Source organism: Duncaniella sp. C9 (genome assembly GCF_004803935.1).
GTDB lineage: Bacteria > Bacteroidota > Bacteroidia > Bacteroidales > Muribaculaceae > Duncaniella > Duncaniella muris.
This window is the reverse complement of record NZ_CP039547.1, coordinates 1,678,483-1,691,676: the sequence shown is the minus strand read 5'-3', so window position 1 is coordinate 1,691,676 and position 13,194 is coordinate 1,678,483. Positions and strand designations below refer to the sequence as shown.

Annotated in this window: 11 protein-coding genes and 1 riboswitch; of the genes, 10 read left to right on the top strand and 1 reads right to left on the bottom strand. The window is 54.2% G+C overall.

The window, feature by feature from the left end; translation table 11 throughout:
* Positions 1–154 precede the first annotated feature (154 nt).
* A complete protein-coding gene (locus tag E7745_RS06880; RefSeq protein WP_136408522.1) occupies positions 155–1,777 on the bottom strand; it encodes an ABC-F family ATP-binding cassette domain-containing protein in 1,623 nt (540 codons plus the stop codon).
* A 222-nt stretch (positions 1,778–1,999) separates the two neighbouring features.
* On the opposite strand from E7745_RS06880, the gene E7745_RS06875 reads away from it, so the two are divergent.
* From E7745_RS06875 to E7745_RS06830, 10 genes are all read left to right on the top strand, one after another.
* On the top strand, positions 2,000–3,178 hold the full coding sequence (locus E7745_RS06875; protein WP_124075758.1) for a PLP-dependent aspartate aminotransferase family protein: 1,179 nt from the start codon (positions 2,000–2,002) through the stop codon (positions 3,176–3,178).
* A gap of 55 nt (positions 3,179–3,233) precedes the next feature.
* Positions 3,234–4,415, top strand: a complete 1,182-nt coding sequence (locus tag E7745_RS06870; protein ID WP_123398330.1) for a MalY/PatB family protein — start codon at positions 3,234–3,236, stop codon at positions 4,413–4,415.
* 149 nt (positions 4,416–4,564) lie between these two features.
* Positions 4,565–5,671: an aldose epimerase family protein gene (locus E7745_RS06865; protein WP_370291893.1), complete on the top strand. Its 1,107-nt coding sequence runs from the start codon at positions 4,565–4,567 to the stop codon at positions 5,669–5,671.
* A 26-nt stretch (positions 5,672–5,697) separates the two neighbouring features.
* A complete protein-coding gene (locus E7745_RS06860) occupies positions 5,698–6,603 on the top strand; it encodes a sugar phosphate nucleotidyltransferase (protein ID WP_124075759.1) in 906 nt (301 codons plus the stop codon).
* Positions 6,604–6,644: 41 nt separating this feature from the next.
* Positions 6,645–7,784 (top strand): galactokinase, encoded by a 1,140-nt coding sequence (gene galK / locus E7745_RS06855; RefSeq protein WP_124075760.1) that lies wholly within the window; start codon positions 6,645–6,647, stop codon positions 7,782–7,784.
* A gap of 106 nt (positions 7,785–7,890) precedes the next feature.
* On the top strand, positions 7,891–8,520 hold the full coding sequence (locus E7745_RS06850) for a DUF4230 domain-containing protein (RefSeq protein WP_124075761.1): 630 nt from the start codon (positions 7,891–7,893) through the stop codon (positions 8,518–8,520).
* Between the two features lie 68 nt (positions 8,521–8,588).
* On the top strand, positions 8,589–9,176 hold the full coding sequence (locus tag E7745_RS06845) for a DUF4230 domain-containing protein (RefSeq protein ID WP_136408521.1): 588 nt from the start codon (positions 8,589–8,591) through the stop codon (positions 9,174–9,176).
* Positions 9,177–9,282: 106 nt separating this feature from the next.
* Positions 9,283–9,648: a type II toxin-antitoxin system RelE/ParE family toxin gene (locus E7745_RS06840; protein WP_124075763.1), complete on the top strand. Its 366-nt coding sequence runs from the start codon at positions 9,283–9,285 to the stop codon at positions 9,646–9,648.
* Positions 9,645–9,959 (top strand): helix-turn-helix domain-containing protein, encoded by a 315-nt coding sequence (locus E7745_RS06835; RefSeq protein WP_107031976.1) that lies wholly within the window; start codon positions 9,645–9,647, stop codon positions 9,957–9,959. Before E7745_RS06840 ends, E7745_RS06835 begins: the two co-directional genes overlap by 4 nt.
* Before the next feature lie 324 nt (positions 9,960–10,283).
* A complete protein-coding gene (locus E7745_RS06830) occupies positions 10,284–12,719 on the top strand; it encodes a transglycosylase domain-containing protein (RefSeq protein WP_123611100.1) in 2,436 nt (811 codons plus the stop codon).
* Positions 12,720–12,813: 94 nt separating this feature from the next.
* Positions 12,814–13,062: riboswitch (cobalamin riboswitch) on the top strand.
* The last annotated feature ends 132 nt before the right edge of the window (positions 13,063–13,194 follow it).

Sequence of the window (13,194 nt, the reverse complement as noted above, 5' to 3'; positions counted from 1 at the left end):
TTTTTTCTACTGCCTGACCGCTATCTACAGACTTGCCGGGAAACAATTCATATCCTTGCATGAAGGCAGAAAAAAAGACCCGCAAACGTGTATCGGATTCAGATCACGCTTGCGGGTTTTCTATTTTGTCAGTGACGGCCTGCGGAAGAGATGATCAGGCTTTCTGCGGGTAGAGCTTTTCGCGGGCGGCGAGCACCTTCTCGTCGGTGATATAGTCATCATAGTCCATCATCTTGTCGATCGTACCGCCTGGAGTAAGCTCGATGATGCGGTTGCAGACAGTCTGGATAAACTCATGGTCATGGCTTGACAGAAGCAGATTGCCCTTGAAGGCCTGAAGCGTATTGTTGAAGGCCTGGATCGACTCAAGGTCAAGATGGTTGGTTGGCGAGTCGAGTACGAGAGTGTTGGCATCGGCCATCATCATGCGGGCTATCATACAGCGCATCTTCTCTCCACCGGAAAGCACTGATGCTTTCTTGAGCACCTCCTCGCCTGAGAACAGCATCTTGCCGAGGAAGCCTTTGAGATAGATCTCTGAGCTGTCATTGGAGAACTGCGAAAGCCAGTCAACGAGGTTGAGGTCGCAGTTGAAGAAGGCAGAGTTGTCGAGCGGCAGATAGGCGGTAGTGATAGTCTGGCCCCATTCATAGGTGCCCTCGTCAGCCTTGCGGTTGCCGGTTATGATCTCAAAGAGGGCAGTCATCGCACGCGGGTCGTGGCTGAGGAAAGCGATCTTGTCGCCCTTCTCCACCTGGAAATTGACATCCTTGAAAAGGATCTCGCCATCGACCGATGCTGTGAGGCCCTTGACTTCAAGAATCTTGTTGCCGGGCTCACGGTTGGGGGTGAAGATGATGCCGGGATAGCGGCGCGATGAGGGCTGGATCTCCTCGACATTGAGTTTTTCGAGCATTTTCTTGCGCGAGGTGGTCTGCTTCGACTTGGCCACGTTGGCGCTGAAGCGCTGGATGAATTCAAGAAGTTCCTTGCGTTTTTCCTCGGCCTTCTTGTTGGCTTGCTGCTGCTGGCGCAGGGCGAGCTGTGATGACTCATACCAGAAGCTGTAGTTTCCGGCAAAGAGGGTGAGTTTGTTGTAGTCGATATCGAGAGTGTGGGTGCAGACGGAGTCAAGGAAGTGACGGTCGTGGCTGACCACAAGCACAGTGTTTTCGAATTTCGAAAGATAGTCTTCGAGCCATGCCACGGTGTCAAGATCAAGGTCGTTGGTAGGTTCGTCAAGCAGCAGGTTGTCAGGATTTCCGAAAAGAGCCTTGGCGAGAAGCACGCGGACTTTCTCGTTACCGCTCATGTCGCGCATGAGAGTATAGTGCTTGTCTTCCTTGATGCCGAGACCGCTAAGGAGGGCCGCAGCGTCGCTTTCTGCATTCCAGCCTTCGAGTTCGGCGAATTTCTCCTCCAGTTCAGAGGCGCGGATGCCGTCGGCATCAGAGAAATCTTCCTTGGCATAGAGAGCGTCTTTCTCCTGCATGATATCCCAGAGCACAGTGTGACCGCGGAGCACGGTTTCCATCACCGTGCAGTCGTCAAACTTGAAGTGGTCCTGTTCAAGGACGCTCATGCGCTCGCCTGGACCCTGGCTCACAGTGCCGTGAGTGGGCGAAAGCTGATCGCTGAGAATGCGCATAAGAGTCGATTTGCCGGCTCCGTTCGCACCGATTATACCATAGCAGTTGCCCGGAGTGAACTTGAGATTCACGTCCTGAAAGAGCACACGCTTGCCGAATTGGATTCCTAAATTGTTAACAGCTATCATCTAATTTTTTATATAAACTCTTCGAGAATGATTGATTCTGATTTTTCGGGGTGCAAAGTTACGAATTTTTCTCCACATAAACTAATGATTTTCCACCGGATATGCGATAGCGTCTGCCGATATGGCAAAAAGTGTCAAAGTAACGGCTGTCGCAGTGAACTTTGTTTGCAGGGTTTTCATTTTTTATATTTATCTTTGCGACAAATTCATCACACATATGTCATGAAAAAACAGACACGAGCAATCCACACACGTTTCCAGAGCCCTGACGCTTACAATTCTCTGAGCATGCCGATCTACCACACCGCCGCCTATGAGTTTGACAACGCCAACGTGATGGCCGATGCTTTCTGCGGCCGTAGTTCGGCCCCGGACTATTCGAGAGTTACCAATCCGACCGTCATATATTTCGAAAACAAGATCAAGGATCTCACCGGAGCCAAAGATGTCATTGCATTCAGCTCCGGGATGGCCGCTATCAGCAACTCGCTGATGGCCGTGGCCGGAGCAGGCAAAAACATCGTCACATCGCGCCACATGTTCGGCAACACTTACGCGCTGATCACCTCGACACTCAGCCGCTTCGGTGTAGGAGCCCGCCTCTGCGACCTGACCGATCTTGCCGAAGTGGAGAAGACTGTCGATGAAAACTCCTGCTGCATCTATCTCGAAATCATCACCAATCCGCAGATGGAGGTGGCTGATCTCCGCGCGCTGGCCGAGATTGCCCATCGCCACAACATTCCGCTTATAGCTGACACCACCGCCATACCGTTCACAGAATTCGACTCCCACGCGCTCGGCGTCGACATCGAGATAGTCTCAAGCACCAAATATCTCTCCGGAGGCGCGACATCAATAGGCGGTCTGGTGATCGACTACGGCACCTACGAGGGTTTCGAAAAACGAATGCGTTCGGAAATGCTTCTGAACCTCGGCGCATACATGACCCCTCATGCGGCCTACATGCAGACTCTCGGACTGGAAAATCTCGACGCCCGCTACCGCATACAGTCGGCCAATACCCAGGCCCTCGCTGAACGCCTCCGCGAACTTACGGCCATCAGGCGCGTCAACTATGTAGGGCTGCCCGACAACCCCTATCATGATCTCGCCCGCAGCCAGTTCGGTCCCACAGCCGGCGCAATGCTCACCATCGACCTCGCCGACCGCGACGCCTGCTTCAGCTTCATCAACAATCTCCGTCTCATACGCCGCGCCACCAACCTCTTCGACAACCGCTCTCTCGCCATCCACCCGGCGAGCACCATCTTCGGACCGTTCACCGACGAGCAACGCCGCGACATCGACATTCTCGACACAACAATCCGCCTCTCAATAGGCCTCGAAGATGTCGACGACCTCTTCGATGACATCCGCCAGGCCCTGCAGGAGTCATAACCGAAATAAAAAAGGTTGTAAAAAACGCCCTCTGACTTCACGCACATACTCAACAATGGGAAAATATAATTTTGACAGCCCGGTTGACCGCAAAGGCACCGGAGCACTGAAATTCGACGTACTTGAAGAGCGCTACGGCGACCCCGACCTCCTGCCGCTCTGGGTGGCCGACATGGATTTCGAGACCCCCGGCTTCATCACCGACGCCCTGCGCCGGAGACTCGACCACTCACTTTTCGGCTACACCGTAGAACCCGCCGAATACTGGCCCACCGTGATCCGCTGGATCGCCGACCATCACGGCTGGGAGGTGGAACGCGACTGGATCACCTACATACCCGGCATAGTGAAAGGCATCGGCATGGTGATCAACGTCTTCGTCAGGGAAGATGAGAAAGTGATCATCCAGCCCCCGGTCTACCACCCATTCCGCCTCACGCCCGAAGGCAACCGCCGCGAAGTGGTCTTCAACCCGCTCAAGGAAAACCCCGACGGCAGCTACAGCATGGACTTCGACAATCTCGAAAAAGTCGCTGACGAAAAATGCCGTCTGCTCATCCTCTCCAACCCCCACAACCCTGCCGGCATCACCTGGGACCGCGAGACCCTCCGCCGCCTCGCCGCGTTCTGTCACCGCCGCGGCATACTCGTCATATCCGACGAAATCCACTCCGACATGGCGCTCTGGGACAACCGCCACATTCCTTTTGCATCCGTAAGCCCCGAAGCAGCAGCCTGCAGCATCACATTCGGCGCCCCGTCAAAAACCTTCAATATAGCAGGTATCGTCAGTTCCTACGCCATAGTGCCCGACCCGCAGATCCGCCAGCGCTTCTTCAGCTGGCTGACAGCCAACGAACTGAACGAACCAACCCTTTTCGCCCCAATAGCCACCATAGCGGCCTTCAGCCAGGGCGAGGAATGGAGGCAAGAAATGCTACGCTACATCGAGGGCAACATCGACTTCGTCATTGACTATTGCAAGGCCAACATGCCTCAGATCAGGCCACTGCGCCCGCAAGCCAGTTTCCTTGTATGGCTTGACTGCCGCAGTCTCGGACTTGACCACGACGGCCTGACAGACCTATTTGTGCGCCGCGCACGTCTTGCGCTCAACGACGGCGAGATGTTCGGCCGCGAGGGCCGCGGCTTCATGCGCCTCAACGTAGCCTCACCCCGCTCCGTGATCCGCGAAGCCCTTGACCGTCTACGCAACGCAATCAAGGAAAAAGCCTGAACACCCCTCTTCACATCACAACTCATCCGGCCCGGCTCCATACCGAGGCCGGATGAACTATTTTTAACAGCCGGGGCCGGTTTTTTGGGATTGCGGTATTGGCAGGACGATGAATATTTACTATATTTGCATTTAATAACTATAAATAGGTGGTTCTCCTTGACGGAGACCGCCGTAAAGAAACAGACAAACAACCCTCAGGGCATGCCGTCAGCGGCTTCATCAATTCCAATTTCATGAATATCCAGATCTCAAAAGCAAACTCTCCCGCAGGAGAAATCACACTCTACACTCTTACGAATAAATCAGGCGCTTCGGTGACACTGTCGTCACTCGGAGCAGGCATTGTGGCAATCAATGTTCCCGACGCCGAAGGCCGTCTGGCCAACGTGGCGCTCGGTTACAAGGACCCCGCATCATATCTCGCCGACGGCCCCTGCGCCGGCAAAGTGCCAGGCCGTTTCGCCAACCGCATAGCCCTCGGCTGTTTCTCGCTTGACGGGAAAGACTACACACTGGCCGTCAACAACGGCCCCAACGCCCTCCACGGCGGTCCGACAGGCTTCATGAACCGCATCTGGGAAAGCCGCGCCGACGGCAACAGTGTGGAATTCACCTATCGCGCTGCCGACGGCGAAGAAGGCTACCCAGGCAATCTTGACGTCAAAGTAACCTACACCTGGAGCGATGACAATCAACTCACCCTCCAGCTCCAGGCCGAGACTGACGCGCCGACAGTCATAAATCTCACCAACCACGCCTATTTCAACCTCGATGGTGAGAATGCAGGCTCAGTGCTTGACCATCAGCTCAGGCTCAAGGCCTCCCGCTATCTGCCCACCGACGACACCCAGATTCCCACCGGAGAACTCGCGCCCGTCAGGGACACTCCGATGGACTTCACAGAATTCAAAGCCATAGGGCGCGACATCAACGCCGACTTCCACCCCCTCAAAGTAGGCAAAGGCTATGACCACTGCTGGGTGTGTGACGGATATTCCAAGGGCCGGCTCCAGGAGACTGCCGTGTTGCGCTCCGACCGTTCGGGCCGCGAACTCCGCATCTCCACCACTCAGCCCGGCATGCAGGTCTACACCGGCAACTGGCTCGCAGGCTGCCCCGAAAGCATCTCATCAGGCGCCTACAGCGACTATGACGGCGTGGCCATCGAATGTCAGAACTTCCCTGATGCCCCAACCATCCCAAATTCCCCACTTCACGCCTCAATCCCAACGAAAAATATAACGAAACAATAATCTTTAAATTCACAACTCTCTGAGTCATGAAACCAACCCTTTTTGTACTTGCTGCCGGCATGGGCAGCCGCTACGGCGGTCTCAAACAGCTTGATCCGCTCGGCCCCCAGGGCCAGACCATCATGGACTACTCAATCTATGACGCGATCCAGGCCGGCTTCGGCAAAGTTGTCTTTGTAATCCGTAAAGATTTCGAAAAAGATTTCCGCGATAAGATTCTCTCAAAATATGAAGGCCACATTCCGGTCGAAGTGGTATTCCAGGCAACAGACAAGCTTCCCGAAGGCTATGTATGTCCGGCTGACCGTACCAAACCCTGGGGTACAAACCACGCCGTGATGATGGGCAGCGAGGTCATCAGCGAACCTTTTGCCGTGATCAATGCCGATGACTTCTACGGTCGCGACGCCTTCCGCGTGATGGCCGAAGACCTCATGCGTCCCCGCGACCGCAAGGGCGACTACTCGATGGTAGGCTTCCGCGTAGGCAACACCATGACAGAAAACGGCTCCGTGGCCCGCGGCGTATGCTCCAAAGGCGCTGACGGCAATCTGACCGGAGTGGTAGAACGCACCGCCATCTCCTACGCCCCCAACGGCGACATCGTCTTCACTGACGAAAACGGCATCGAGCAGACCCTCGACCCGATGACCCCCGTGTCAATGAACCTCTGGGGCTTCACACCCGACTATTTCGACTACTCCGAGCGCGAATTCCGCACCTTCCTTGACAAGGATCTCAACACTCCGAAGGCCGAATTCTTCATTCCGCTCGTGATCGACACTCTCATCCATTCAGGCGAAGCCACCGTCAAAGTGCTTGACACAGACTCGCGCTGGTTTGGCGTAACCTATGCCGCCGACCGTCCCGGAGTGGTCGAGAAATTCGCCCAGCTCCACGCCGAAGGCATCTATCCGGACAAAATGTTCTGATCAAAAATCTCTCACAAACCCAATACACATTCAACACCATCATGGAACTCAAAACCAAAGTCAGCGAGGCTTTCGCATCGCATTTCGGAGGCGAAGGCTCTCTCTATGCCTCAGCCGGACGCATCAACCTCATCGGCGAGCACACTGACTACAACGGCGGCTTCGTATTCCCCGGAGCCATCGACAAAGCCATCATGGCCGACATCCGCCCCAACGGCACCGACAAGGTCAACCTCTACTCGATAGACCTCGATGAGTCAGCATCGTTCGGACTCAACGAAGCCGATGCCCCCTCGCAGCAGTGGGCCCGCTACGTGTTCGGCGTATGCCGCGAGACCATCAAGCGCGGCGGTTCGGTCAAAGGCTTCGACGCGGTGTTTGCGGGAAACGTGCCCCTCGGCGCAGGCCTCTCATCGTCAGCAGCACTTGAATCATGCTTCGCATTCGCACTCAACGACCTCTTCAACGGCAACACTATCGACAAATTCGAACTCGCCAAGATCGGCCAGTCGACCGAACACAACTACTGCGGTGTCAACTGCGGCATCATGGACCAGTTCGCTTCGGTGTTCGGCAAGAAAGACTGCCTGATCCGCCTCGACTGCCGTTCGCTCGAATTCGAATATTTCCCCTTCAAACTCGACGGCTACCGCCTGGTGCTTGTCGACTCAGTGGTCAAGCATGAGCTCGTTGACTCACCCTACAACAAGCGACGCCAGTCATGCGAGAACGTGGCCCGCCGTCTGGGCATCGACACCCTCCGCGACGCCGACATGGAGATGCTTGATGCTGTCAAGGCCGACATCTCGGCCGAAGACTACATGCGCGCAAAATTCGTCATCGAAGAAAAGGAGCGAGTGCTCGACGTCTGCGAAGCCCTCAACCGCAGCGACATCGAGACCGTGGGCAAACTCATGTATGCCACCCACCACGGCCTCTCGAAAGACTATGAAGTTTCATGCGAGGAACTCGACTATCTCAACGATATAGCAAAAGAATGTGGAGTGACCGGCTCCCGGATCATGGGAGGCGGCTTCGGAGGCTGCACCATCAACCTCGTGGCCGACGGCATCTATGACAACTTCATTGCCACAGTCACTGAAAAATTCAACGCCCGCTACGGCCACCAGCCGAAGATCTACGACGTAGTAATCTCCGACGGTGCCCGCCGCGTGGAATAAGCACCCCAAACCGGTCCCCGCATCAGTGTGCCCGGTGTGCACACTGATGCGGGACCTTTATACAACCCGATCTTAATTACAGACACACACTGAAGTACCAAGCAAAATGATTAAAGCCCGAATAACACTGACTTTAATGCTCCTGTCGGCCCTTCTTGCCACAAGCCTCAGCAGCTGCCGCGAGAAACCGTCAGATCCGGACCGCACCTACTATTCAGAACTCCGTGCAGTAAAGAAACTCGTTGTAGGCCGCATGACTCTCTCAAAGATGGCCTCCATAGATGACATCCGGCTGAGCGAAGCCCAAGGCCTGAAACAGACCGCCTCAGCACTGCTTGCCGCCATCAAACCCGGATCACGCAAAGCCGCCTATTCATATGACACATATCTGCGCGCCTACATTGATCTTGAAAAACTCACGCCGGCCGACATCAGCCTTAGCGCCGACGGCAAAAGCATGCAGCTCACACTTCCGGCCATCGAAATCGAATTCACAGGCCGCGATGCCGAGATACGCGAAGAGCACTATCGAGTCACCGGACTGCGCTCCGAAATCAATGCAGACGAACGCGCAGCGCTGAAAGAAGAAATGAACCGTCTGCTCAAAGAAGAGGTCAGACAGAACCCGGCGTTCACCTCACGTCTGACCGAACTTGCCAAAACCAAGGCCGTGACCTACTTCACCCAATGGGGCCGGAGCCAGGGCATAGATGTCAGCATCCGTTTCAAAGATTAGATATTTCAGAAACAATTTTAGGTTCAATCTTTTAGCCACTCATCAAAAGACTGACAGACACTGATATTATGAAACTACTCAGCATACTGCGCTGGACCGTACTTCTGGCGCTCACAGCCACCGTAATTTTTCTCGCCATCCGATTCAAAAACTCCCCTGAGGCCTCGACCCACAAGATACAGCAGGCCCTTGTCACCGAAATAAAGCCAGCAATGGAGCTATGCACAGTCGAATTTATTGAAGACGTGCCCATAAAAGCCCACATCGGAACCCGCCATATTTTTGCCTGCACCACTCTCAGCGGCTTCATATCCTTTGACCTCGACAGCGCCGCCACACGGATGAAGGGCGACACCATAGTGGTCATACTGCCGCCGGAAACAGTCGAAATCCACGAATCGACACAGCCGGGATCATATGAAGTGATAGATACCTGGAACGAAAAACTTCTCGGCTCGACAAAATTCACTACCGCCGAAGAAAACGACATCAAGCGCAAGGTCATCGACAACTTCCGACGGAAAATCTACGCCAAAGGCTATGTGCGCCAGGCGCGCGCCGATGCCGCCGCCACACTCTCTCAGATGCTCTCGGCCATGTCGGCATCTCCGGTAGAGGTCACAGACCCTGCTCCGGGCGGCTATTTCAAACCCTGAACAGCCGAAAGCCTGACGGCCTGCGGTGCGGTAGTATAATTCGCTCCCCGTGAACTTTCCGCTCATTTCATTTGTCTAATTATTACTAATTAGTTATCTTTGCGCCATGAGTTCTGAAGAACGCACCGGGCAATATGTCCGCATCGTATATAAAACGCCTGAATTTGAGACGTTTTATAGCTCGTTACTGCCCAAGACGCAAACTAAATTTGACTACGTTACAAACGTAATTTCAACGATTTATAACGTACCCACCAAATTTATAAAGCATCTTGAAAACACCGACCTCTACGAAATGAGAGTGTCGGTCGGCACTAACGAGTATCGGACTGTCCTCTTTGCTATCGACCACGATAACTTGATAGAAGCAAAGAGCGTAATATTGCTCAATGCCTTTCTAAAGAAAGACAACAGAGACTATCGTAAACAAGTCGAGATTGCACTCTCGATATTAAACAACCTGGAATTATGAGACAGATAAACCCCGAAAAGTTAGCCAAACTCTCAACCGCCAACTCAATGCTTGATGAGAAATATGGCGCACCCGGCACTCCCTCGCGCGAGCAATTCAACGAGGAATCTCTAGCGTGGTTCTATGGTAATATGCTCCGTGAACGTCGCAAGGAACTCAACCTCACACAGAAGCAGCTCGCCGAAAAACTCGGTCGCGAGCAGAGCTACATCGCCCGCGTCGAGAACGGCAAAGCCGACATTCAACTGTCGAGCTTCTTCCGCATCGCAGCCGTTCTCGGTATCCAGTTCATACCAACTTTTGTGAACTGATTTGATTATTTGACTTTGCTGTGCGTGATTTTTGCTCCCCCCTCATATTAAATTGTGACTTAGAGCACGTCGGAGGGAACGGGAATCAAGGAGCCAGCCTCGATTTTTATGCTGCCGGTGTAAAAATATCTGACGGCCTGCGGGCAGTGATGGCTGAAGAGGCTGAAAAGCGGCTTTGCATTTCGCCGAATTATTATTAATTTTGCAGACTGAAGTACAGCGAAGTCAAGCAAGAGCCGGATTCTCTTACGCGCGCGTACATATCTTAATATATACACTCAACAACCAGTCATCGGGATCTTCCCGCCCCTCTACAAAATCGCCATGCAACAGACTGACCAGAATACTCTCCACAAAAAGAAAGCTGAAACCGGATCAGAAACCGGCAAGGGCAAGAAAGCTAAAAGCCACCGCGGACTGATAGCCACGCTTTGGACTGTCTTCGCACTCGGCGTTATCGGAGTCTTTTTCTTCCTCTTCCTTGTCTACAACGGAGTGATCGGTTATATGCCTCCCGTTGAAGAGCTCAAAAATCCGACTGACCGCTTTGCCTCGGTGCTTTACTCGGCTGACGGCAAAGAGATCGGGCGCTATTTCGTAGGCACCGGCAACCGCGTCTATGCCGACTTCGACGAGGTGTCGCCACACGTAATCAATGCGCTTATCTCGACTGAAGACGTGCGCTTCGAGGAACATTCGGGCATCGACATGCGAGGCCTGGGACGAGTCCTGTTCAAAACCGTGCTCATGGGCAACAAGAACGCAGGCGGCGGATCGACTCTGACCCAGCAGCTTGCCAAGCAGCTCTACTCGCCGTCAAGCAGCGGATTCCTGTCGCGCGCCATGCAGAAACCCATCGAATGGATGATCGCCGTCAAACTCGAACGCTACTATTCGAAGGAGGAGATCATCAAGATGTATCTCAATCAGTTTGACTTCCTTTACAACGCTGTGGGCATCAAATCAGCCGCACACGTCTACTTCGGCAAGGCCCCTAAGGATCTTAAGATAGAAGAAGCCGCCACACTGGTAGGTATGGTGAAAAATCCATCGTATTACAACCCCGTGAGGCAGAACGAGCGCACCCGGCAGCGCCGCAACGTGGTTCTGGCACAGATGGAAAAAGCCGGCAAGATCACCAAAGCCGAGCTTGACTCTCTGTCGGCGCTCCCGCTGACCCTCGACTTCAACCGCGTGGATGCCAAAGACGGAATCGCGCCCTATTTCCGCGAAGAACTCCGCCGCATGCTGCGCGCCCACAAGCCCGAACGGCAGAACTACCGATCATGGGAAACCCAGAAATACGTAGATGACTCGATTGCCTGGGAAACCAATCCGCTTTTCGGCTGGATCGAGAAAAATCCCAAGCCTGACGGCTCGAAATATGACATCTATACAGACGGTCTGAAAATCTACACCACAATCGATACCCGCATGCAGGCTTATGCCGAAGAGGCTGTGGCCGAACACCTCGGCGGCTACCTCCAGCCGGCATTCTTCCGCGAAAAGCGCGGGACACGCGGAGCGCCTTACACCTCTGACCGCGCCGAGCTGTCGGAAATACGCCGCAACCACCTGATCCGCAACGCTATGAAAAACACCGACCGCTACCGCACAATGGTAAAGGCCGGCGCCTCGCGCGAGGAGATAGACCGGGCGTTCAACACGGCCCGCGAAATGAAGGTGTTCACCTATCACGGTTCTGTTGACACGGTGATGACACCGCTCGACTCAGTGCTCTACCAGAAGATGTTCCTGCGCACCGGATTCATGGCAATGGATCCGCTCAACGGCCACATCAAAGCATATGTGGGAGGTCCTGATTTCGGCTACTTCCAGTATGACATGGTGTCGACCGGACGCCGCCAGATCGGTTCTACCGTCAAGCCCTTCCTCTACACCTATGCGATGGAAGAAGGTTTCACCCCCTGCGATGAATTTTCCAACACCCAGCCGGTGATCACTGACGAAAGCGGCCGCGTCTGGGCTCCGCGAAACGCCGGATCGGCGCGCGTCGGCGAGATGGTCAATCTCCGCTGGGCGCTCACCAACTCCAACAACTGGATTTCGGCACGCCTGATCTCTCAGCTCTCTCCCCCATCGCTCGTCAGAACAATGCACAATTTCGGTATCACTGCCGACCTGCCTCCGGTGATGTCGCTCTGTCTCGGTCCGGCCGATGTCTCGGTCAAGGAAATGGTCACCGCCTACTCGGCCTTTGCCAACAACGGCATGAGAGTCGACCCGATGTTTGTGACCGCCATAGCCGACAACAACGGCAATATAATTTCGGAATTCTCTCCGCGCCACACTGAAGTGATCAGCGAGAAAGCCTATTACCGCATACTCTCGATGCTCCTCAATGTGGTCAACGAAGGAACAGCCCACCGAGTGCGCTCACGCTACGGACTGACCGCCGAAATGGGAGGCAAGACCGGAACTACCAACTACAATGCCGACGGCTGGTTCATGGGCTTCACCCCGCAGCTTGTGGCCGGCACCTGGGTCGGCGGCGAGGAACGCTTCATCCACTTCAACACTATGGCCTACGGCCAGGGTGCCGCTATGGCCCTCCCGATCTATGGCCGCTTCATGAAAAAAGTCTATGCCGACAAGAGCCTGAACTACAGTCAGAGCGCCCGCTTCGACTTCCCGGCCGGAGTGGATCTCTGTGAAAAAGAGTTCTACGGCTATTATGACGAGGAAGTGGATGCCGACAACAATGCCGAAGACACCTCGATGGAAGGAGTCTTTGACTGATTACTTCGACTGACAATCCGAGTATATTTGACAGAGGGCTGCATGAAAATGCGGCCCTTTGTCAAATAATTTTGCAAAGTTGACGAAATTCGTTACCTTTGTCGGCGAAAATGGTTGCTCGGACGTGAAGAGTCACGCAGACAACGAGCACAAAAGGGAATCCGGTGCAAATCCGGAACAGTACCCGCTGCTGTAAGTTCCACTCCATTCAACCCGGATGGAAAGATCTGCTGCAAAAGCCATTGCCCCACACCTGACAGAGCTGAAAGGCTCCGAGGGAGGACGAGAAGGCGCAGACAGGCCGGAACAAGTCAGAAGACCTGCCATTTTCCTGACATATGAATTTTGCGTCTGCGGGAATTTACAGACAGGAATCCACTCTTTCAGCAACCATCGGCGGCTACAAGGCAGGGAGTCAGAACACGGCACCATGATCAGAGCCGAAGGCAGGAAAGAGAAAAACAATGTAATCAAT

Bases quoted from the DNA above. Each gene is read 5' to 3' on its own strand.
- E7745_RS06845 (WP_136408521.1), top strand. From the start codon at position 8,589: ATGAAACTACTCAGCATACTGCGCTGGACCGTACTTCTGGCGCTCACA.
- E7745_RS06840 (WP_124075763.1), top strand. From the start codon at position 9,283: ATGAGTTCTGAAGAACGCACCGGGCAATATGTCCGCATCGTATATAAA.
- E7745_RS06850 (WP_124075761.1), top strand. From the start codon at position 7,891: ATGATTAAAGCCCGAATAACACTGACTTTAATGCTCCTGTCGGCCCTT.
- E7745_RS06875 (WP_124075758.1), top strand. From the start codon at position 2,000: ATGAAAAAACAGACACGAGCAATCCACACACGTTTCCAGAGCCCTGAC.
- E7745_RS06835 (WP_107031976.1), top strand. From the start codon at position 9,645: ATGAGACAGATAAACCCCGAAAAGTTAGCCAAACTCTCAACCGCCAAC.
- E7745_RS06880 (WP_136408522.1), bottom strand. From the start codon at position 1,777: ATGATAGCTGTTAACAATTTAGGAATCCAATTCGGCAAGCGTGTGCTC.
- galK (WP_124075760.1), top strand. From the start codon at position 6,645: ATGGAACTCAAAACCAAAGTCAGCGAGGCTTTCGCATCGCATTTCGGA.
- E7745_RS06860 (WP_124075759.1), top strand. From the start codon at position 5,698: ATGAAACCAACCCTTTTTGTACTTGCTGCCGGCATGGGCAGCCGCTAC.
- E7745_RS06830 (WP_123611100.1), top strand. From the start codon at position 10,284: ATGCAACAGACTGACCAGAATACTCTCCACAAAAAGAAAGCTGAAACC.
- E7745_RS06870 (WP_123398330.1), top strand. From the start codon at position 3,234: ATGGGAAAATATAATTTTGACAGCCCGGTTGACCGCAAAGGCACCGGA.